This window comes from Pseudomonas sp. SWI36, assembly GCF_002948105.1.
Taxonomy (GTDB): Bacteria; Pseudomonadota; Gammaproteobacteria; order Pseudomonadales; family Pseudomonadaceae; genus Aquipseudomonas; species Aquipseudomonas alloputida.
Genome location: NZ_CP026675.1, coordinates 944,351 through 963,117, shown reverse-complemented (window position 1 = coordinate 963,117; position 18,767 = coordinate 944,351). Strand labels below are relative to the sequence as shown.

Below are 18,767 nucleotides of genomic sequence, written 5' to 3'. Positions count from 1 at the left end.
CTCAGTCTTCCCGTTTACCATCAAGCAGGCGCCGCAGTTGCAGCGGGTTGCCGTGTTTCAATGCCTGCGGCAGCAGCGCATCGGGGACGTCCTGATAGCAAACCGGGCGCAGGAATCGCAGGATCGCCGCCGTGCCCACCGAGGTGGTACGGGCATCGGAAGTGGCCGGGAACGGCCCGCCGTGGACCATGGCATCGCACACCTCGACGCCGGTCGGCCAGCCATTGACCAGAATGCGCCCGGCCTTGCGCTCAAGGGTGGGGAGCAGGGCGCGAGCGCTGTCGATGTCGGCCTCGTCCAGTTGCAGGGTGGCGGTCAGCTGACCTTCCAGGTGTTCGGCTACCTGGCGGACCTGCTCATCGTCGCTGCAGGCAACGACCAGCGACGCTGCACCGAACACTTCAGCCTGCAACGCCGGGTCGGCGAGAAACGCTTCGGCCTGGGTCACGAACAACTGTGCCTGGCACTGGTTGGGGCCCTGATCGGTTTGGCCACTGGCGATGGCCTGGGCACAGGAGTTGTCTGCCAGGGCTGCGATACCGGCCTGGTAGGCACTGAAAATGCCTGGGGTGAGCATGGTTTGGGCGGGGGCCTGCTGCACGTAACCGGCGGCTGCAGTGATGAACCGCTGCAGTGCCGCCCCCTGCCGGGCGATTACCAGGCCAGGGTTGGTGCAGAACTGGCCGGCGCCCTGGGTCAGCGAGGCGACGAAACCTTGTGCCAGTGCTTCGGCACGGGCTTGCAGGGCGGCGTCGAACAGGAACACCGGGTTGATCGAACTCATTTCGGCATACACCGGGATGGGCTCCGGGCGCGCCTGGGCGGCTTGGCACAGCGCCATGCCACCGCTGCGCGAGCCGGTGAAACCAACGGCCTTGATACGTGGGTCGCTGACGAGGGCAATGCCCACTTCGCGGCCCGAGCCATAAAGCAGCGAGAACACACCCTCCGGTAGGCCGCACTGCTTCACCGCTTGCGCCACTGCCTGGCCGACCAGCTCACTGGTGCCGGGGTGGGCACTGTGGGCCTTGACCACCACGGGGCAGCCAGCGGCCAATGCCGACGCGGTGTCACCACCGGCCACCGAGAAGGCCAGCGGGAAATTGCTGGCGCCGAACACGGCGACTGGCCCCAGGGCCACCTGGCGCTGGCGCAGATCAGCGCGGGGGAGGGGCTGGCGCTCAGGCAGGGCGCTGTCGACCCGCACGTCCAGCCATTCGCCGGCCCGCACTGTACGGGCAAAGGTGCGTAGCTGGGTGCAGGTACGGCCACGCTCGCCCTGAATGCGCGCCTTGGGCAGGCCGGTTTCGATCACGGCGCGGTCGATCAGGGCATCGCCGAGGGCCTCGATCTGTGTGGCGATGGCTTCAAGGAACTCTGCTCGTTGTTCGAGCGATGTTTCGCGGTACGCATCGAATGCCGCCCAGGCCAGCGCGCAGGCCTGGGTCACGTGTTCGCCGGTGCCGCCGAGGTAGGCCGGCTCCAACGTCTGACCGGTGGCTGGGTCGATGGCACGGATGGCGTCGCGGCTGCCGGTTACCGGCCTTTGGCCGATCAGCAGGTTGCCTGTGAGGGGCATGTAGCCTCCTTGGAAATCTAATGCAGATGCATGGGGGGATTACGACCCCTGTAGGAGCGGGTTCACCCGCGAACACCGGCGAAGCCGGTGCCATGCACCGGGTCGCCTGATTCGCGGGCACGCCCGCTCCCACAGCGGGAGCAGTGGCTGCTCAGGCGATGTTCTGCTCAGCCGACCAGCTGGCGTACCAGCTGCGGAACAGCGCGTACTGCTGTTCGGCATAGTTGCGCTGAGCGTCGGTCAGGACGTCGGTCTCGTTGAAGTGCAGGCTGTACTCGGTGTCGCCGTTGAGCACCATCAAGTGCTTGTAATACAACACCAGGTCGCAGCCTTCATCGAACGACGACAGTACCGCCAGCGCCGCTTCCAGCTCGCGCGCCAGGCGGCGGGCACGGGCGTCGCCTTTGGCGGCCTGTTTGCTCAGGCTCACCAGTTGCAGCACTTCGCGCGGCAGCGCGTTGCCGATGCCGGTGATGGCGCCGGTGGCGTTGCAGTTGACGAAGCCATGCACCACCTGGGTGTCGACACCGACCATCAGGGTGACATCGTCATCCTTGGAGGTGATGTGCTCGGCGGCGTAGCGCAGGTCGGCGCCACCGCCGAACTCCTTGAAGCCGATCAGGTTGGGGAACTGGCTGCGCAGTTCGAAGAACAGGTCGGCGCGGGTGGCAAAGCCGTAGTAAGGGCTGTTGTAGATCACCGCCGGCAGTTTCGGTGCGGCAGCGAGGATGGCCGAGAAATGGTGCTTCTGGGCGATCAGCGAGGCGCCGCGGCTGAGCACGCGAGGGATGACCATCAGGCCGGCGGCACCGACCTTGGCGGCGTGGGCGGCATGCGACACTGCCTCACGGGTGTTGACTGCGCCCGTGCCGACGATGGTCGGGATACCGGCCGCCACCAGGCGCGCCACGCCTTCCTGGCGCTCGGCCTCGGTCAGCAGCGGCCAGTCACCCATCGAGCCGCAGTACACCACCGCGCTCATGCCGGCTTCGATCAGTTCGCGGCCCTTGCGCACCAAGGCGTCGAAGTCCGGCTTGCGCTCGGCGGTGCATGGGGTCATCAGGGCGGGCATGGTGCCGGTGAAAATGTTGTTGGTCATTGTTGTTACTCCTGGCGAAATTGGGTTTGGTCAAAAGGCCTGGGGCTCAGATGCCCCAGGCGAACGGGTCCTGTTCGTCGATCAGCAGGGTGCTGTCGGCGGTCATGTGGGCACGGCCGGTGATGAACGGTCGAATACGCTCGCCGTCGCGCTCGTAACGGCCGTGAAACTGGCTGCCGGTGATGCTGGCCTGCACCCAGGTCTGGCCTTCGGCAAGCTTGCCGTCGGCGGCCAGGCAGGCCAGCTTGGCGCTGGTGCCTGTACCGCACGGGGAGCGGTCGTAGGCCTTGCCGGGGCACATCACGAAGTTGCGGCTATCGGCGTTGGGGTCGTCGGCGAACAGCTCGATGTGGTCGATGGGCGCGCCGTTTTCGCCGGTGACGCCCTGGGTTTCCAGGGCCTTGAGCATGGCCCAGGTGTACTCGGTCAGCGCCTCGCGGTTATCCAGCTCGATGCGCTGGCCGTGTTCGGACACAAGGAAAAACCAGTTGCCGCCCCAGGCGATGTCGCCGCGCACCACGCCATGGCCGGGCACGTCCACCGCAACCTGTTGGCGGTAGCGGTAGGAGGGAACGTTGGCGACGGTGATGGCGCCATCTTCGTGCAGGGTGGCGCTGACCTGGCCCACCGGAGTATCGATCTTGTGCACACCCGGCGTGATCAGGCCCAGGTGCTGTAGCGAGGCGACCAGGCCGATGGTGCCGTGGCCGCACATGTTCAGGTAACCGGCGTTGTTGAAGAAGATCACCCCGCAGGTGGCGTCGGCCGACACTGGCGGGCAGTACAGTGCGCCAACCAGCACATCGTTGCCGCGTGGCTCCAGCAGGCAGGCGCGGCGCCACCGGTCGTGCAGTTCGCGCAGTTCGTCACGCTGTTCGGCCATGCTTCGGCCCCGCAGTTGCGGAAAGCCCTTCATCACCAGGCGGGTTGGTTCGCCACCCGTGTGGGAGTCGATGACGTGAATCTGTTTCATGGGCTTGTCCCTTGCGTAAAAGATCAGGAAGCGACGGCGACAGGGCGGCCGTTAGAGGTTTCAGCGCAGGCTTCGCTTTCGTCGTCGCCTTCCAGGCGCACCAGGTGGGCAGGCACACCCGTGGCGGCGCCCCAGTAGTAGATGCCCAGTGCGCAGGCCGCCACGACCACGGTGTCGAATGGGTGGCCGATGACGCCCAGGCCACCGAAGCTGCCCAGCCACGACAGCAGGATGGTCACCGCGTAGAAGCCGATCAGCCAGGCCGACGAGCGAACTTGCTGACCCAGCGACAGGTGCTGGGTGGGTACGAAACGGCTGCACAGCAGGTACAGCACGAACATCACGATCTGCAGGGCCAGCAGCCATGACACGGTGTTCCAGCCCGACCAGTACACGATCAGCGCAGCGATGATGAACGACAGCGGGCCGAGCACAGCCATGCCCTTGACCCGGAACGGGCGCGGCATGTGTGGTGCATTGCGGCGCAGGGCGGCGACGCTGACCGGGGCCACGGCGTAGCTCAGTACCAGAGCGGCGGATACCACGTTGATCAGCGCTTCCCACGACGGGAACGGCAGGGTCCAGAACACCGACAGGCCGAACGTCAGCCACAGGGCCGGGCGCGGGATGCCGGACTCTGCATCGATGCGGGTGAAGTACTTGAAGAAGGTGCCGGTCTGGGCCCAGCCATAGATCACGCGTGGGGTGGCGTTCATGTAGATGTTGCCGCAGCCGCTTGGCGAGATCACTGCGTCGGCCACCACCAGGTAGGCGAGCCAGCCCACACCCAGGGCCAGGGCGATGTCACGGTAGGGCAGGGCCAGTTCCTTGGTCACGCTGGCCCAGCCGTTGGCCAGCATTTCGGTCGGCACGCTGCCGAGGAAGGCCAGTTGCAGCAAGGCGTAGATCGCGGTGGACAGCAACACCGAAAGAATCAGCGCAATCGGGATGGTGCGCTGCGGGTTCTTGACCTCGCTGGCCACCGATATGATCGGCGTCAGGCCCAGGTAGGCGAAGATGATGCCACCGGCGGATACCGCCATTTCCACCCCGGACAGGCCGAACGGGGCAAAGCCCTGGACCTCGAAGTTTTCCGGTTTGAAGAAGGTGAACAGCACGCCGATCACCAGCAGCGGCACGATGAACTTGAACACGCTGACCAGGTTGTTGGCCTTGGCGAAGGTTTTCACGCTGCGGTAGTTGAGGAAGAAGAACAGCCCCAGCAAGGCGAACTGCACCAGCCAGCCGAGCACGGTCGGGTCGCTGGAGCCGGCCTTGGTCAGCCCGGGAAACCAGGCGGCGGCGTATTGGCGTGAGGCGACCACTTCGATGGCGATCAGGCTGGAAAAGGCGATCAGGGTGATGAAGCCCATCAGGTAGCCCAACAGTGGGCCGTGCGAGTAAACCGGGTAGCGCACCACGCCGCCGGCACGTGGCAGGGCGGCGCCCAGCTCGCAGTAGACGATACCCAGCAGCAGTACGGCGAACCCGCCGAGAAACCAGGAGAGGATGCCGGCCGGGCCGGCGATGGCCGACACGTGGCTGGCGGCGAACAGCCAGCCGGAGCCGAAAATGGCCCCTAGGCCGATGAAGGTGAGGTCCAGCAGTGATAACTGTTTTTTGAATTTGCCTGACATGGGTTCGCCTTTTTGTTGGTTATTGGATAGGCAGGTCTGATGTCACGAGATGCGGCTTTTTGGGCCGCGCTCTTGTAGGACTTGGGCGGCTTGCGTGGGGCATAGAGTGAACCGGTCGGGGCGACGGTTCTTGATGGTTTTCTGCAGAGGGAATGACGAAATCGGCACAGTTGTGAAAAATGCTGGCGGTCAGGGTGGGCTGATGGATAGGCTGTAGGCCACACCGCACAAGGCCTGTAGGGGGGTGTTGATAGTGCCGGCCTCTTCGCGGGCATGCCCGCTCCCACAGGTACGGCGCAGACATTCGAAATGTGTGGAGGACCTGTGGGAGCGGGCGAGCCCGCGAAAGGGCCAGCACAGCCAGCAGAGAACCGACAGATGACCGACGCCCCCCTGGCAACCCTCTACCAGTCCCTGGACCAGCACCGCCCCGCCACCCTCGAGGCCCTGCTCGCCGGTGTATCGCTGTTGCTGCCGATGCTCGACGCCATCCCCAACGCCGCGATCTTCATCAAGGATTCTGCCGCCCGCTATGCGTTGGCCAACAACACACTGGTCCAGCGCTGTGGCCTCAAGCGCCTGCAACCGCTGCTGGGCAAGACCAGCGCCGAAGTGTTTCCGGCACAGTTTGGCCCCGGCTATACCGAGCAGGATCGACGTGTTCTCAAGGAAGGCCTGGTGCTGGAGGACCAGTTGGAGCTGCACCTCTACGGCAGCCGTGAGCCCGGCTGGTGCCTGACCCACAAGCGCCCGCTGTACAACCCTGCCGGCGAAATCATCGGCCTGGTCGGCATCTCGGTCGACTTGCAGTCAGCCGCTGACAGCCACCCCGCCTACCAGCGCCTGGCCGCAGTGGACGAGCACATCCGCCAGCATTTTCACCAGCCGATCAGCATGGGCGAGCTGACCCGCATCGCCGGTATTTCCGTGGCCCAGCTGGAGCGCTATTGCAAGCGGGTGTTCCACCTCACGCCCCGGCAGATGATCCACAAGGCGCGCCTGGAGCACGCCCATCGCCTGCTGCATTCGGAGCTGCCGATCACTGAAGTGGCGATGCGCTGCGGCTACACCGACCACAGCGCCTTCAGCCGCCAGTTCAAGCAACTGACCGGCTTTACGCCGCGCCAGTACCGCCAGGCTACCGCCGATCAGGTGGCCTGAAACAGCCCCCGCGCCTCGGCAAAGCATTGCTCGGCAATCGCCGAGCGTGGCTCGCTGCGGCGCAGCAGCAGCCCGACCGGGCTGTGGATGGCGGCGTCGGCCACCGGTACGATGCGCAGGTGCTCGCTGAGGTCTTCCAGGCCGCAGTCCAGTGGCATGATCGCGCAGCATATGCCGGTGTTGATGGCCTGGATGAGCTGGAAGCTCGAGTCGCTCTCAAGCACCGCATTGGGCTCCAGACCACGGCTGCGGAAGCTCAGGTCCAGCGACTGGCGGTAGTGCATGCCTTTGCTCAGCAGCCCCAGCGGAATATCGCCGAGCTCGTCCCAGCGCAGCCGGTCGCTGGTGAACTGGAAGTGCCGTGTATCGTGCAGCAGGCCCATGGTGGTGGTGCCCAGTTCGATCACTTCGAAGAAGCTGGTGTTGACCTGGTCCAGGTAGCAGATACCCAGGTCGAGCTGGTTGCGGCTGAGGCCGTCGATGACCTGTTCCGAGCTCAGCGAGCTGAGCTGAAAGTGCAGTTCGGGGTATTTTTCGCGCAGGGGCAGCAGCAGGTGCATGGGGTTGAAACTGGCCAGCGGCACCGTGCCCAGGCGCAGGCTGCCGACCACCTGGCCACGGCAACTGGCAGCCTCGGCCTGCAGGCCGTCGTGGGCAGCGAGCAGGGTGCGGGCCCAGGCCAGGATACGCTCGCCGGCCTCGGTGAAACCTTCGAAGCGCTGGCCCCGCTTGACCAGCACCAGGTCCAGTTCGTCTTCCAGGTTGCGCAGGCGCATGGACAGCGTCGGCTGGGTGATATGGCACAGCGCCGCCGCCTGGCCGAAGTGGCGGGTCTGGTCGAGGGCGATGAGGAACTTGAGCTGCTTGATGTCCATGGAAGTGCCTGGCGTCTGGTTATGCAGACCTTAACCCACGTCTGCGATAGATGTCATTGATCGGCCGGTACGTCATATCGATTGGACGCCTCTGGTGGTATGCCTCTAGCGTGGTGAAAATGCCCTTCAAGGAGCTTCACCGTGCGCGTCCAACTTGATGCGGTCTTCGTACCGCTGAACATCGCCGTGCTGACTGTCAGCGACACCCGTACCTACGATAACGATACTTCCGGCGCGCTGCTGGCCAACCGCTCGGTCGAGGTCGGTCACCGGCTGGTGGCGCGAGCGCTGCTCAAGGACGACCTGTACAAAATCCGCGCTCAGGTGGCCAGCTGGATTGCCGATGAACAGGTGCAGGTGGTGCTGATCACCGGCGGTACCGGCTTTACCGGGCGCGACAGCACACCCGAAGCGGTCGAGTGCCTGCTGGACAAGCGTATCGATGGGTTTGGCGAATTGTTCCGGGCATTGTCGATTCTCGATATTGGCAGCTCGACCGTGCAGAGTCGGGCGTTGGCCGGGTTGTCCAACCGCACGTTGGTATGTTGCCTGCCGGGCTCGACCGGAGCCTGCCGCACCGCCTGGGAAGGTATTCTGGCCGAGCAGCTGGATGCACGGCACCGGCCATGCAACTTCGTCAAACACCTGTTGCCGATGTAGGAGCGGGTTTACCCGCGAAGAGGCCAGAACAGGCAACCACCCACCGTCAGCTCAACACATACCCCACTGGCAACAAGGCAGGAGGCAGCTGCTGTTCCCCCAATCCGGCCAGCACATCGCGCTCCACAGTCCGCACCATGGCATCGGTCGGCAGGTCGTTCTCATCGCGCCCGAACGGGTCTTCCAGCTCGTTGCCGATCGCATCCAGCCCGAAGAACGTGTACCCCACGATGGTGGTGAACAGCGGTGCCAGCCAGCCCAGCGGCTCGGCCAGGGCAAACGGCAGCAGCAGGCAGAAAATGTAGATGGTACGGTGCAGCAGCAGGGTGTAGGGAAACGGCAAGGGTGTGCCCTTGATCCGCTCGCAGGTGGCTTGCACTTCGGTCAGGCCCGCCAGGCGTTGTTCCAGCAGGTTGTAGCGCCATTCGCTGATCTGTTGCTGTGCGGCCAACCGTGAACAGTGGTCGCCGATTTCACGCAGGATGCCGTCGCACACATTGTGCGGGCTGATCGCATCGGCCCGGGCCAGCCACGGCCTGGCAGCTGCCCGTTCGTCCTCGTTACGCAGCCGGGCATTGAGTGCATGAGCGAAACCACACAGGTTGCGCAGCAGTTCGGTGCGCAGTGTTTCGTCGGTAATCGCCACGCTTTCCCGCACGAACGAGCGGGTTTCGATAATCAGTTTGCCCCAGGCCTTGCGCCCCTCCCACCAACGGTCATAGCACGCGTTGTTGCGAAAGCTCATGAAGATCGACAGCGACAGGCCCAGCAAGGTGAACGGCGTGGCGCTGACCGGGTAGAAATACGCCGGATAATGCCGCTCGACCAGCACGATCAGCGCGGCCAGAAGTGTCACCATCAGGCAACGCAGGGCAATGCGTTTGATGATCGACCCCTTGAGGGTGAACAACACGCGCAACACATCGGTGGAGGGGGGGACGATCATGGAAATCCAGAGACGGCTGCTCAGCCGCCGGTCATGTTCATGAAGCGCAGGATCTGCACATCGCCACCGACTTCGAAGTGATGGCGATAGGGCTTGAGGTGCAGCGAGTCGCGAATGGCCTTTTCCAGGCGTTCGGGGTTGCCAGGGTGGGCGCGCAGCACGTGCTTGAGGTCGACCGAGTGTTCGTTGCCCAGGCACAGCAGCAGGCGGCCTTCGACGGTAAGGCGCACGCGGTTGCAGGTGGCGCAGAAGTTGTGGCTGTGCGGGGAAATGAAGCCGACCCGGGTGTTCGCGGCTTCGGCCAGGCGCCAGTAGCGGGCCGGCCCCATGGACGACTCGGTCGATTCGACCAGCGTGAACTGCTCGGCCAGGCGTGTCCGTACTTCATCGCTGGAGCAGAACGATTCGCCACGTTCATGCTCGCTTATCACCCCCAGCGGCATTTCCTCGATGAAGGTGATGTCCAGCTCGCGTTCGATGGCAAAGCGCACCAGATCGACCAGTTCATGGTCGTTGCGGCCTTTGAGTACCACGCAGTTGAGCTTGGTGCGTTTGAAACCGGCCTGGCGTGCGGCGTCGATGCCGGCGATTACCTGGGCAAGGTCGCCGGTGCGGGTCAGCTGCTTGAAACGGTCGGCATCCAGGCTGTCCAGGCTGATGTTCAGGCGTGTCACCCCGGCGTCGAACAGCGGCTGAGCCAGGCGCCCGAGTTGCGAGCCGTTGCTGGTCAGGCACAGCTCGCGCAGGCCGGGCAGAGCGGCGATACGCCCGCACAGGTCGACGATGCCCTGGCGTACCAGTGGCTCGCCACCCGTCAGGCGGATCTTGCGGGTGCCCAGCGCGACGAAGCGCTCGGCCACCTGGAACAGTTCTTCGAGGCTGAGGATTTGCTGGCGCGGCAGAAACTGCATGTCTTCGGCCATGCAGTACACGCAACGGAAGTCACAGCGGTCGGTGACCGACATCCGCAGGTAGTCGATTTTCCGGTTGAAGCCGTCGATCAGGGCCCGGCTGTTCTGTTCCACGTTCGCACTCGAATGGGTTGGGACATGACTCCAAGCTATAACCTGGCCGCAAGGCCGTCAAATTGCTTTGCCTGACCGGTTGATCGATGGCCTCTATCGCTTGGTACAGCACCTGGCAGCCATGATCGAAACCGCTTATCACGCCGTAAGATCTTTCGATTGGACGCCCCTTCCCACGCTCCATAGGCTGGAAAAAAGCATCGAAGCGTGAGGATTCATCGCATGAGCCAGGACGAACACATCAGGGACTACAAGGGCGCCGCTGCCGGCTGGGGGGCGCTCAAAAGCGTGACCAAGAGCTGGCTGGGCAGCGACAACGCCTTCAAGAACCTGCGGGCCATGCTCAAGACCAACCAGAACGGCGGCTTCGACTGCCCCGGCTGTGCCTGGGGCGAGTCGCCGGAAAGCGACATGGTCAAGTTCTGCGAAAACGGCGCCAAGGCGGTCAACTGGGAAGCCACCGGCCGCTCGGTCGACCCGGCTTTCTTCGCCAGATACAGCGTCAGCGCGCTGAAGGAGCAGACCGACTACTGGCTTGAATACCAGGGCCGCCTCACCCACCCGATGCGCTATGACGCCGCCACCGACCATTATGTCGAAACCACCTGGCAGGAGGCCTTCGAGCTGGTCGCCAGGCACCTGCGTGCGCTGCAGTCGCCGGATGAGGCCGAATTCTATACCTCGGGCCGCGCCAGCAACGAGGCGGCGTTCCTCTACCAGCTGTTCGTACGTGCCTACGGCACCAACAACTTCCCGGATTGCTCGAACATGTGCCACGAAGCCAGCGGCGCGGGCATGTCGGAAACCCTCGGGGTGGGCAAGGGCACCGTGGTGTTCCACGACCTGGAGCTGGCCGACGCGATATTCGTCATCGGGCAGAACCCCGGCACCAACCACCCGCGCATGCTCGAACCCCTGCGCGAAGCGGTCAAGCGTGGCGCTCAGGTCGTCTGCTTCAACCCGCTGAAAGAGCGAGGCCTTGAGCGCTTCCAGCACCCGCAGCACCCGTTCGAAATGCTCAGCAACGGCTCCGAGCCGACCTCCAGCGCCTACTTCCGCCCGGCCTTGGGTGGGGACATGGCGGCAATGCGCGGTATTGCCAAGTACTTGTTGCAATGGGAGCGCGAGGCGCAGGCCAAGGGCGAGCCGGCGGTATTCGACCATGCCTTCATCGCCGAGCACACCAGCGGCGTCGACGATTACCTGGCGGCGGTGGATGCCACGTCCTGGGAGCACATCGTCAAACAGTCGGGCTTGACCCTGGCCGAGATCGAGCTGGCCGCACGCATGTATCGCAAGGCCGAGCGGGTCATCATGTGCTGGGCCATGGGCGTCACCCAGCATCGCCATTCGGTGCCGACCGTGCAGGAAATCGTCAACCTGCAGCTGCTGCGTGGCAACGTCGGCAAACCCGGCGCAGGCCTGTCGCCGGTGCGTGGCCACAGCAACGTGCAGGGTGACCGTACCATGGGCATTGACGAGAAGCCGTCGGCGGCGCTACTCGATGCCATCGAACAACGCTTCCAGTTCAGTGTGCCGCGTACCCATGGGCACAACGCGGTGTTGGCCATCAAGGCTATGGAAGAGGGGCGGGCCAAGGTGTTCATCGGCCTGGGCGGCAACTTTGCCCAAGCCACCCCGGACACCGCGCGCACCCACGCGGCGCTGCAGAACTGCGCGTTGACCGTGCAGATTTCCACCAAACTCAACCGCTCGCACCTGGTCACCGGCCGCGATGCGCTGATCCTGCCGTGCCTGGGCCGTACCGAAATCGACCTGCAGGCCGAAGGGCCGCAAGGCGTGACCGTGGAGGACACCTTCAGCATGGTGCACATCTCCAATGGCCAGTTGCGCCCGCGCTCGCCGCATATGCGCTCGGAACCGTGGATCATTGCCGGCATGGCCAAGGCCACGCTGGGCAACCAGCCGATCGACTGGGAGCACGCGGTGGCGGATTACAACCGCATTCGCGACATGATCGCTGACGTGATTCCGGGCTTTACCGGTTTCAATGAACGCTTGAACAGCCCCGGCGGGTTCCACCTTGGCAACAATGCCGCCGATCGCAACTTCCGCACGGCCACGGGCAAAGCCCGCTTCATGCCCCACGCGCTGCCCGAGGAACTGGTCAACGCCAAGGTACTGGCCCGTGGTGACAAGCCCGACCTGATTTTGCAGACCCTGCGTTCGCACGACCAGTACAACACTACCCTGTATGGCCTGGACGACCGTTACCGTGGGGTGTTCGGCCTGCGTGAAGTGGTGTTCGTCAATGAGGCGGACATCCGTCGCCTGGGCTTCGAACCGGGTGAGCAGGTGGACCTTGTGTCGTTGTGGGAGGATGGCGTGGAGCGGCGGGTGTCGGGGTTCCGCCTGGTGGCGTATGACGTGCCTGAGGGGCAGGCGGCGGCGTATTACCCGGAAACCAACCCGTTGGTACCGCTTGATAGTTATGGCGAGGGGACCTATACCCCGACCTCGAAATTCGTGGCGATCAAGGTCGTGAAAGCCAAGGCGGGGAACCGCATTGCGGCGGTGCTGGCCTCGGATTGATGGGGTGCCTGTGCTGGCCTCTTCGCGGGTGAACCCGCTCCTACGGGACCTCACAGCGCTTGAGGTTGAGGTGATCCTGTGGGTTTGCCCGCGAAGAATCCAGCACCGGTCAGGCGCGATGCACCGGGTAAGCCGTGGTGTACTTCATCTGCTCCATGGCAAAACTGGAGGTGATGTTCGATAGCCCATCGGTACGGGTAATCAGCTTTTTGTAGAACCGGTCATACGCCGCAATATCACCCACCACCACCCGCAGCATGTAGTCCCAGTCCCCGGACATGCGGTAGCACTCCATCACTTCCTCGAACCCGGTCACCGTCGCAGCAAACTGCTCCAGCCAGGCGCTGTCGTGGCGCTGGGTCTTGAGCTGGACGAACACGGTGAGCCCCAACCCCAGCCGTTCGGGGTCCAGCAGGGCGACGCGGCCGAGGATGTAGCCGTCTTCCTCCAGGCGCTTGACCCGCTTCCAGCACGGTGTGGTGGACAGGTTGACGGCCTCGGCCAGGTCCTTCAGCGAGATCGAGGCATCACGCTGTAGCAGGGTAAGAATGTGCTGGTCAAAACTGTCCATATCGCGCGCTGGCCGTACAGGAAAATATTTCACAGATTACCCCAAGGCCAGACGATTTGGGTTGTGCGATAGTTGCAGCTTTCACTCTGCCAATGGGCCTGACCATGTCTGACAAGCCGCGCAATTTCGCCACCCGTACCATTCACGCCGGCGAGCAGTTCAGCGTTGCCGATAACGCCATTTTTCCGGCCATCGTCACCGCCAGTTCGTTCACCAAGCGCAGCCTGGATGACAAGCCGGAATATTCCTACAGCCGCGTCGGCAACCCCACCCGGCATGCCTACGAAACCTGTGTCGCTGCCCTGGAAGAAGGCGTGGGCGCTGTGGCCTGCGCCTCGGGAGTCAATGCCACCGCAACCGTGCTTGAGCTGCTGCCCAAGGATGCCCACGTGGTGGTGATGAACGGCGTATACGGTGGCACGTTCCGCATCATGGAAGATTACCGCAGCCGCACCTCCGGGCTGACCACCACCTATGTCGATCTCAACGACATTGAAGCCGTAGCGGCTGCGATCAAGCCGGAAACCCAGCTGATCTGGATCGAGTCGCCGACCAACCCGTTGCTGCACCTGGTCGACATCAAGGCGGTGTGCGACCTGGCCAAGGCCAAGGGCATCCTCACCTGCATCGACAACACCTTCTGCTCGCCGTGGAACCAGCGCCCGATCACCCTGGGCGTGGACTTGGTGATGCACTCGGCCAGCAAGTACATCGGTGGCCACTCCGACCTCACCGGCGGTGTGGTGGTGGCGGCCAACGATGCGTTGCTGGCACGCCTGCGCCGTATCAGCATGGCGATTGGGGCGGTGCAGGGGCCGTTCGACTGCTACCTGGCCCTGCGCGGTCTGAAGACCCTGGATGTGCGCATGGAGCGCCAGTGCGCCAATGCCCTGCAGGTGGCACGCTTCCTGGAAGGTCACGCGCAGGTCGAGCAGGTGTATTACCCAGGGCTGGAAAGCCACCCGCAGCATGAACTGTGCAAACGCCAGATGCGCAGTGGCGGGGCGGTGGTGGCGATGAAAGTGAAAGGCGACCGCGCCGCGCTCAACCGCCTGGTGGAGGCGCTGCAGATTTTTGTGCTGGCCGACTCGCTGGGCGGGGTGGAGAGCATGATCAACCACTCCTGGAGCATGTCGCACTGCTCGCTGAGCCCAGAGCAGAAAGGGGTGATGGGGATCAGCGAGAACCTGTTGCGGTTGTCGGTAGGGATCGAGGATTACCGTGACCTGGTCGAGGACCTGGATGGGGCGTTGAAAGCGCTGGTTGCTGTGTAGGGCTGCAGGCCTCTTCGCGGGCTCGCCCGCTCCTGCAGGTGGTAGGAGCGGGTTTACCCGCGAATACGGTGGCGGCGAGAACGGTGAACGGCCAGGGACATTGGCCAGCAGGCCCGGCCCTTTCGCGGGTGAACCCGCTCCTACGACGGTCTGCGCATCGATGTAGGAGCGGGTTTACCCGCGAATACGGTAGCGGCGACAACGGCGAACGGCCAGGGACATTGGCCAGCAGGTCCGGCCCTTTCGCGGTTGAACCTGTTTCTATGACGGTCTGCACGTAGGGGCGTACCCGCGAATACCGTAGCGGCGGCAATGGTGACCGGCCAAGGGATACTGGCCAGCAGGCCCGGCCCTTTCGCGGGTGAACCCGCTCCTACGACGGTCTGCGCATTGGCGTAGGAGCGGGTTTACCCGCGAATACGGTGGCGGCGGCAACGGTGAACGGCCAGGGACATTGGCCAGCAGGCCCGGCCCTTTCGCGGTTGAACCTGTTTCTATGACGGTCTGCGCATTGGCGTGGGAGCGGGTTTACCCGCGAATACGGTGGCGGCGACAACGGTGAACGGCCAGGGACATTGGCCAGCAGGTCCGGCCCTTTCGCGGGTAAACCCGCTCCTACGACGGTCTGCGCATCGGTGTAGGAGCGGGTTTACCCGCGAAGAGGCCGGTGGATTCAATAGATGCCTGTCAGGATTTGGGCGGATGAATGATCCGTTCGATCTTGTCCTTGATCAGCAACCTTTCCTTGCGCAGGCGGTTGACGGCCTCGTCGTTGGTGCCGTTGCCTTCGGCGGCGACCACCTCCTTGTCCTTGGCGTTGTACTCCTTGTGCAGTTTGTGCAGGTCCTGATCCTTCTCTATGAGTGCCTGGAATGCATCAGCGGTAACGTGCAGGTCAGCGAGCAGATCGTGCGGAACTGGCATTTCTTCACCTCTGTCAGGGTTGTCGGTAAGGTCCTGACCATTGAGGATAGCTGTCTTTGCGCAGGCTTGTGACGGCGGTCCAGGCTGAATGGCAGCTGAATGGTTTTGAGATAATCGATAAAAGACACACCCTCACGAAATTGTTACCAAGTTTTTCACAAAAAATTGATGACGTGCTTTCTAGAGTTCGCCCAACTTCCCACAGTGCCATCTGGCCTGGGGTGATCATCACTCTTGATAGCGAACGCTGATGCTCAACTTCAAATCCCTGCGGACTGAATGGGTCACGCTGCTGGCCAGTCTTTATCTGCTGATTGGCTTCAACATGTTCCTCTGGGAGCACCTGCAAGCGGTGGTTCCTGCCGGCCTTTCGGGGTTGTGGCTGAGCCTGGCGTTTGCTGTGCTAATGCTCTTCGCGTTCAATCTGATCCTCACGTTAATTGCCTTCCGGTATGTAGTGAAGCCGGTACTTATCGTGTTGTTCATGAGTGGTGCGGGTGTGGCTTACTTCATGAACCAGTACGGCGTACTTATTGACGCCGGCATGTTCCGTAATATGGCCGAGACCAATGTTGCGGAAGTGCGCGACTTGATGTCGTTCAAGTTTGCCGCCTATATCCTGCTGCTGGGTGTGCTGCCATCGGTGCTGCTGTGGAAGGCGCAGATCGCCTACCGCCCCTGGCACCGCGAGCTGCTGGGCAAGTTGGTGGTCAGTGGTGCCTGTGTGGTGACCATCGGCTCGGTCGCGTTGGTCAATTATCAAGGGCTGTCGTCGCTGTTTCGCAATCACCATGAACTGCGTCTGATGCTCACCCCCAGCAATATCGTCGGGGCCTCCATTGGTTATGTCGGCGAGCGTGTCGGTACGGCTTCGCGCCCGTTCCAGCATTATGGTGAAGATGCCAAGCGTGATGCGGCCTGGCAAAAACATGAGCGCAAGTCGCTGACCGTGCTGGTGGTCGGGGAAAGTGCCCGGGCAGACCATTTCGGCGTGCTGGGCTATGACCGCGATACCACGCCGAATCTCGCCAGGGAACAGGGCCTGCTGGCGTTTTCCGACGTGCACTCGTGCGGTACGGAAACGGCGGTTTCGGTGCCTTGCATGTTCTCGGGCATGAAGCGCAAGGACTACGACGCCCGCGTAGCGAAGAACCGCGAAGGGCTGTTGGACATCCTGCAGCGTGCCGGCCTGGCCGTGCAGTGGCGTGACAACCAGTCGGGCTGCAAAGGCACCTGCGATCGCGTGCAGTTCATCGACGTCAGCAACCTCAAGGACCCGCAGCTGTGCGCCGATGGCGAATGCCATGACCAGATCCTGCTGCAAGGCCTGGACGCGTTGATCGACAGCCTCGACAAGGACACCGTGCTGGTGCTGCACCAGATGGGCAGCCACGGCCCCGAGTACTTCAAGCGCTACCCCAGTGATGCCGAGCGCTTCACCCCGGTGTGCCAGAGCAACGCGTTGAACCAGTGCAGCGAGGAGGAAATCATCAACGGGTACGACAACACCCTGGCCTATACCGACAAGGTGCTGGCCTCGCTGATCGATACCCTGCGCAGCAAGCAAGACAAGGTCGATACCGCGATGATCTACCTGTCCGACCACGGCGAGTCGCTGGGCGAGTACAACCTGTTCCTGCACGGCACGCCGTACGCCATCGCTCCCGAGCAGCAGAAGCACATACCACTGCTGACCTGGTTCTCCGACAACTACAAAGAGGACTTCGGCGTCGATACCGACTGCCTGGCACGGCTCAGCGATGCCCCGCTGTCCCAGGACAACCTGTTCCACTCGATGCTTGGCCTTTTGCAGGTACATACCGAGCTCTACCAGCAGTCGCTGGACATGTTCGCCAGTTGCCGGCCCTGGCTGGCGGCCAAGCGCTGAAGCCCTGTGGGAGCGGGCAAGCCCGCGAACCCGGGCGAAGCCCGGGCCATACACCGTGTTGCCTTCATTCGTGGGCGCGCCCGCTCCCACAGGGTGGACTGCCCCCGAAAAGCGGGACAGTTTCACCCGCAGTGCCCGCGCCGTATATACTGCGCGCCAATGTTAGTGGGAGAGCCTTGTGGCCATCGAAATTCACTGGATCCGTGACGACCAGAGCCTGGCCGAACACTGCCGCGACTGGCACCAACTGCCCTTCGTCGCCGTCGACACCGAATTCATGCGGGTCGACACCTTTTACCCGAAAGCCGGGCTGATCCAGATCGGCGACGGCCAACGCGCCTTCCTGATCGACCCGCTGCTGATCGGCAACTGGCAACCCTTGGCCGACCTGCTGGAAGACAGCGGTGTGGTCAAGGTGCTGCACGCCTGCAGCGAAGACCTCGAAGTGCTGCTGCGCCTGACCGGCAAGCTGCCTCAGCCGCTGTTCGACACTCAGCTGGCCGCCGGTTACCTGAACCTGGGCTTCTCCATGGGCTATTCGCGCCTGGTGCAGGAAGTGCTGGGCATCGAATTGCCCAAAGGCGAAACCCGCTCCGACTGGCTGCAACGCCCGCTCTCGGAAACCCAGGTCAGCTACGCTGCCGAAGATGCCGTGCACCTGGCCGAGCTTTTCACCGTGCTGCGCCCGCGGCTGAGTGACGACAAGTATGCCTGGGTGCTGGAAGACGGCGCCGAGCTGGTGGCTGCGTTGCGCCGTGAAGTCGAGCCCGAAAGCCTGTACCGCGACGTCAAGCTGGCCTGGAAGCTGGCGCCTCAACAACTGGCAGTGCTACGTGAGCTGTGCGCCTGGCGCGAACGCGAAGCGCGCAACCGCGATGTGCCGCGTAATCGTATCCTCAAGGAGCACTCGCTCTGGCCCATGGCCAAAAGCCAGCCGAACAACCTGTCGGCCTTGGCCAAGATCGACGAGATGCACCCGCGCACCATTCGTCAGGACGGTGAGTTCCTCATCCAGCTGATCAAGCGCGCCGCCAGCCTGCCGGCCGAGCAATGGCCAGCGCCCTTGCCCGAGCCGCTGCCGATCGAGGCTGCTGGCCTTCTCAAGCGGCTGCGTGCCATCGGCCAGGCCGAAGGCGAGCGCCTGGGGATTGCACCCGAGCTGATGCTGCGCAAGAAAGCCCTGGAGGCGCTGCTCAAGAGCGGATACCCCAATGGCCCTTATCAACTGCCCGATTCGCTGCGCGGCTGGCGCCGTGAGCGCATGGGCCAGGCCCTGCTGGACAACCTGGCAGGTGCCGGAGAAACCCGATGAAACGCATTTGCTCGATCTACAAGAGCCCACGCAAGAACGAAATGTACCTGTACGTACTCAAGGCTGACGGCCTGGAGCGCGTGCCTGAAGGCCTGCTGCCGTTCTTCGGCACCCCCGTGCACGCTTTCGACCTGGTGCTCACCCCTGAGCGCAAGCTGGCCCGCGAGGACATCACCAAGGTGCTGGAGAACCTCGAAAGCCAAGGCTACCACCTGCAGATGCCGCCGCTGGAAGATGAGTACATCGAGCACCTGCCCGAAGAGCTGCTGCGCCGCAACGACCCCGTCTGA

General features: G+C 63.4%; 16 protein-coding genes. 7 read left to right on the top strand and 9 right to left on the bottom strand.

Annotated features, from left to right (window positions below):
* Nucleotide 1: 1 nt before the first annotated feature.
* From C4Q27_RS04780 to C4Q27_RS04765, 4 genes are all read right to left on the bottom strand, one after another.
* Nucleotides 2-1,579, bottom strand: a complete 1,578-nt coding sequence (locus tag C4Q27_RS04780) for an aldehyde dehydrogenase (NADP(+)) (RefSeq protein ID WP_104886564.1) — start codon at nt 1,577-1,579, stop codon at nt 2-4.
* 151 nt (nt 1,580-1,730) lie between these two features.
* The gene (locus C4Q27_RS04775; RefSeq protein WP_104886563.1) at nt 1,731-2,678 is read right to left on the bottom strand and encodes a dihydrodipicolinate synthase family protein; all 948 of its coding nucleotides are present in this window, start codon (nt 2,676-2,678) and stop codon (nt 1,731-1,733) included.
* Between the two features lie 46 nt (nt 2,679-2,724).
* The gene (locus C4Q27_RS04770) at nt 2,725-3,651 is read right to left on the bottom strand and encodes a 4-hydroxyproline epimerase (RefSeq protein ID WP_104886562.1); all 927 of its coding nucleotides are present in this window, start codon (nt 3,649-3,651) and stop codon (nt 2,725-2,727) included.
* A 23-nt stretch (nt 3,652-3,674) separates the two neighbouring features.
* Nucleotides 3,675-5,288, bottom strand: a complete 1,614-nt coding sequence (locus tag C4Q27_RS04765) for an APC family permease (RefSeq protein WP_104886561.1) — start codon at nt 5,286-5,288, stop codon at nt 3,675-3,677.
* 378 nt (nt 5,289-5,666) lie between these two features.
* Between C4Q27_RS04765 and C4Q27_RS04755 the strand changes: the two genes are divergently transcribed.
* Nucleotides 5,667-6,449, top strand: a complete 783-nt coding sequence (locus tag C4Q27_RS04755) for an AraC family transcriptional regulator (protein WP_014590019.1) — start codon at nt 5,667-5,669, stop codon at nt 6,447-6,449.
* Here C4Q27_RS04755 and C4Q27_RS04750 read toward each other — a convergent pair.
* Nucleotides 6,437-7,324, bottom strand: coding sequence for a LysR family transcriptional regulator (locus C4Q27_RS04750; RefSeq protein WP_104886559.1), 888 nt, complete (start codon nt 7,322-7,324; stop codon nt 6,437-6,439). The two genes, C4Q27_RS04755 and C4Q27_RS04750, sit on opposite strands and share 13 nt — an antisense overlap.
* Before the next feature lie 141 nt (nt 7,325-7,465).
* On the opposite strand from C4Q27_RS04750, the gene moaB reads away from it, so the two are divergent.
* On the top strand, nt 7,466-7,984 hold the full coding sequence (moaB, locus tag C4Q27_RS04745) for a molybdenum cofactor biosynthesis protein B (RefSeq protein ID WP_003254698.1): 519 nt from the start codon (nt 7,466-7,468) through the stop codon (nt 7,982-7,984).
* 46 nt (nt 7,985-8,030) lie between these two features.
* Here the strand turns inward: moaB and C4Q27_RS04740 are convergent, their stop codons facing one another.
* Together C4Q27_RS04740 and moaA are read right to left on the bottom strand one after the other, a co-directional pair.
* A complete protein-coding gene (locus C4Q27_RS04740; protein WP_104886558.1) occupies nt 8,031-8,930 on the bottom strand; it encodes a bestrophin family protein in 900 nt (299 codons plus the stop codon).
* Nucleotides 8,931-8,950: 20 nt separating this feature from the next.
* Nucleotides 8,951-9,955: a GTP 3',8-cyclase MoaA gene (gene moaA, locus C4Q27_RS04735; RefSeq protein WP_081273166.1), complete on the bottom strand. Its 1,005-nt coding sequence runs from the start codon at nt 9,953-9,955 to the stop codon at nt 8,951-8,953.
* A 222-nt stretch (nt 9,956-10,177) separates the two neighbouring features.
* On the opposite strand from moaA, the gene C4Q27_RS04730 reads away from it, so the two are divergent.
* The gene (locus tag C4Q27_RS04730; RefSeq protein ID WP_104886557.1) at nt 10,178-12,508 is read left to right on the top strand and encodes an FdhF/YdeP family oxidoreductase; all 2,331 of its coding nucleotides are present in this window, start codon (nt 10,178-10,180) and stop codon (nt 12,506-12,508) included.
* A gap of 109 nt (nt 12,509-12,617) precedes the next feature.
* Here the strand turns inward: C4Q27_RS04730 and C4Q27_RS04725 are convergent, their stop codons facing one another.
* Nucleotides 12,618-13,079, bottom strand: a complete 462-nt coding sequence (locus tag C4Q27_RS04725) for an Lrp/AsnC family transcriptional regulator (RefSeq protein WP_003254691.1) — start codon at nt 13,077-13,079, stop codon at nt 12,618-12,620.
* A 92-nt stretch (nt 13,080-13,171) separates the two neighbouring features.
* Here C4Q27_RS04725 and C4Q27_RS04720 point away from each other — a divergent pair, with 92 nt between their 5' ends.
* Nucleotides 13,172-14,353 (top strand): PLP-dependent aspartate aminotransferase family protein, encoded by a 1,182-nt coding sequence (locus tag C4Q27_RS04720; protein WP_010955262.1) that lies wholly within the window; start codon nt 13,172-13,174, stop codon nt 14,351-14,353.
* Between the two features lie 687 nt (nt 14,354-15,040).
* On the opposite strand, the gene C4Q27_RS04715 is transcribed toward C4Q27_RS04720, so the two are convergent.
* Nucleotides 15,041-15,277: a YdcH family protein gene (locus tag C4Q27_RS04715; RefSeq protein WP_003254689.1), complete on the bottom strand. Its 237-nt coding sequence runs from the start codon at nt 15,275-15,277 to the stop codon at nt 15,041-15,043.
* A 250-nt stretch (nt 15,278-15,527) separates the two neighbouring features.
* Between C4Q27_RS04715 and C4Q27_RS04710 the strand changes: the two genes are divergently transcribed.
* From C4Q27_RS04710 to C4Q27_RS04700, 3 genes are all read left to right on the top strand, one after another.
* Nucleotides 15,528-17,165 carry a phosphoethanolamine transferase gene (locus C4Q27_RS04710; RefSeq protein ID WP_104886556.1) on the top strand — a complete coding sequence of 546 codons (1,638 nt, stop codon included), beginning with the start codon at nt 15,528-15,530 and terminating at the stop codon, nt 17,163-17,165.
* Nucleotides 17,166-17,343: 178 nt separating this feature from the next.
* Complete coding sequence (rnd, locus tag C4Q27_RS04705; protein ID WP_104886555.1) at nt 17,344-18,477, top strand: ribonuclease D; 1,134 nt, start codon at nt 17,344-17,346, stop codon at nt 18,475-18,477.
* A complete protein-coding gene (locus C4Q27_RS04700; protein ID WP_010955258.1) occupies nt 18,474-18,767 on the top strand; it encodes a YcgL domain-containing protein in 294 nt (97 codons plus the stop codon). The genes rnd and C4Q27_RS04700 overlap by 4 nt, the downstream gene beginning before the upstream one ends.

Bases quoted from the DNA above. Each gene is read 5' to 3' on its own strand.
- C4Q27_RS04725 (WP_003254691.1), bottom strand. From the start codon at position 13,079: ATGGACAGTTTTGACCAGCACATTCTTACCCTGCTACAGCGTGATGCC.
- C4Q27_RS04770 (WP_104886562.1), bottom strand. From the start codon at position 3,651: ATGAAACAGATTCACGTCATCGACTCCCACACGGGTGGCGAACCAACC.
- C4Q27_RS04700 (WP_010955258.1), top strand. From the start codon at position 18,474: ATGAAACGCATTTGCTCGATCTACAAGAGCCCACGCAAGAACGAAATG.
- C4Q27_RS04720 (WP_010955262.1), top strand. From the start codon at position 13,172: ATGGGCCTGACCATGTCTGACAAGCCGCGCAATTTCGCCACCCGTACC.
- C4Q27_RS04755 (WP_014590019.1), top strand. From the start codon at position 5,667: ATGACCGACGCCCCCCTGGCAACCCTCTACCAGTCCCTGGACCAGCAC.
- C4Q27_RS04710 (WP_104886556.1), top strand. From the start codon at position 15,528: ATGCTCAACTTCAAATCCCTGCGGACTGAATGGGTCACGCTGCTGGCC.
- C4Q27_RS04780 (WP_104886564.1), bottom strand. From the start codon at position 1,579: ATGCCCCTCACAGGCAACCTGCTGATCGGCCAAAGGCCGGTAACCGGC.
- C4Q27_RS04730 (WP_104886557.1), top strand. From the start codon at position 10,178: ATGAGCCAGGACGAACACATCAGGGACTACAAGGGCGCCGCTGCCGGC.
- C4Q27_RS04715 (WP_003254689.1), bottom strand. From the start codon at position 15,277: ATGCCAGTTCCGCACGATCTGCTCGCTGACCTGCACGTTACCGCTGAT.
- C4Q27_RS04765 (WP_104886561.1), bottom strand. From the start codon at position 5,288: ATGTCAGGCAAATTCAAAAAACAGTTATCACTGCTGGACCTCACCTTC.
- C4Q27_RS04750 (WP_104886559.1), bottom strand. From the start codon at position 7,324: ATGGACATCAAGCAGCTCAAGTTCCTCATCGCCCTCGACCAGACCCGC.
- C4Q27_RS04740 (WP_104886558.1), bottom strand. From the start codon at position 8,930: ATGATCGTCCCCCCCTCCACCGATGTGTTGCGCGTGTTGTTCACCCTC.
- C4Q27_RS04775 (WP_104886563.1), bottom strand. From the start codon at position 2,678: ATGACCAACAACATTTTCACCGGCACCATGCCCGCCCTGATGACCCCA.